This window comes from Streptomyces sp. CA2R106 (genome assembly GCF_037034245.1).
GTDB lineage: Bacteria > Actinomycetota > Actinomycetes > Streptomycetales > Streptomycetaceae > Actinacidiphila.
Window position 1 is genome coordinate 1 of the sequence record NZ_JBAGKC010000136.1, and the last position, 941, is coordinate 941.

At 69.0% G+C, this 941-nt stretch carries 2 protein-coding genes; one reads left to right on the plus strand and one right to left on the minus strand.

Annotated features, from left to right (window positions below; all coding sequences use genetic code 11):
• Nucleotides 1-156: 156 nt before the first annotated feature.
• On the minus strand, nt 157-471 hold the full coding sequence (locus WA788_RS35380) for a hypothetical protein (protein WP_335984581.1): 315 nt from the start codon (nt 469-471) through the stop codon (nt 157-159).
• 155 nt (nt 472-626) lie between these two features.
• Here WA788_RS35380 and WA788_RS35385 point away from each other — a divergent pair.
• A partial coding sequence (locus WA788_RS35385) for a hypothetical protein (protein WP_335984583.1) occupies nt 627-941 on the plus strand: 315 nt, incomplete at its 3' end.

Genomic DNA, 941 nt, shown 5'->3' on the forward strand with positions numbered 1-941 from the left:
CGCCCGTTCGGCCACCCTGCACGGCAGGCCGGCCTCGGTCTCCGGGAAGCCGATGACGCCCCGGCCCGGCGGGTTCGACGGGCGAACAGGCCCCCTGGCCACGGACGGTCCCCTCAGCACCGTTCCAGGATCGCCGGCGCGAAGACCGGTCCGCGCTCAGTCCGTACCGGCAGCGGCGGCCACGGGCTCCTTGGCCTCGGCGCCCTCATCGCCGACCGGCTGCCCCGGGACGGTGAGCTCGGAGACCCTGATCTCCGGCAACTCCGTCACCGCCGCAAGAGCTGATTCGATGGCGTCGGCCAGCGTCGGGGACACGGCATCATCGAAGTCCATCCTGGTGACGGTGACTTCGGTGTCGGTCGGAAGCACGTCGGTGCCGAATTCGGCAGCGCCGGTGCAACTCGCCTTCAGGGTGGTCATTTCGTCCTCGGTAATCTCCCGGCTGAGAACCAGCGAGAACACGTACCCCATTGACTGTCACCTTTTTCATCTTCTGTGTATCGCGCTATCGCGGAAACGTACTTGCGCAGGAGGATGTGATGTGTCGTCAGAGAGCGGTGTGCTCATATCCGGCCGACCGTCGAGGATCACCCTGTCTTCGTCGCTGCCGGGCCCGTCGCGCCCTCATGTTTGCTGGCCCCGCGCTGTCCTGTGAAGGGTGGTCGGCCATCGGTCGTCCACTGCGAGGTAACTGGCGCGCGCCGCGGACCGCGGTCCCGGGCGCCTCCGGAAGCGTCGTCACCGGCGGCGCCGGCACCGCCGGCACCGCCGTCACCACGGGCGCCGGTGTTCCCCACCACGGGCACACAGTTACCGCGCGATGGCCGGACGATGGCCGACCGCCCTTCCGCGACCGCACCGTGCTGGGAAGCATGGGCCGCGGCATGGAGCTGATCGAACGGTCCGACGAGTCCGGCACGACGAGGTATGCCGAACGGGCA

Bases quoted from the DNA above. Each gene is read 5' to 3' on its own strand.
- WA788_RS35380 (WP_335984581.1), bottom strand. From the start codon at position 471: ATGGGGTACGTGTTCTCGCTGGTTCTCAGCCGGGAGATTACCGAGGAC.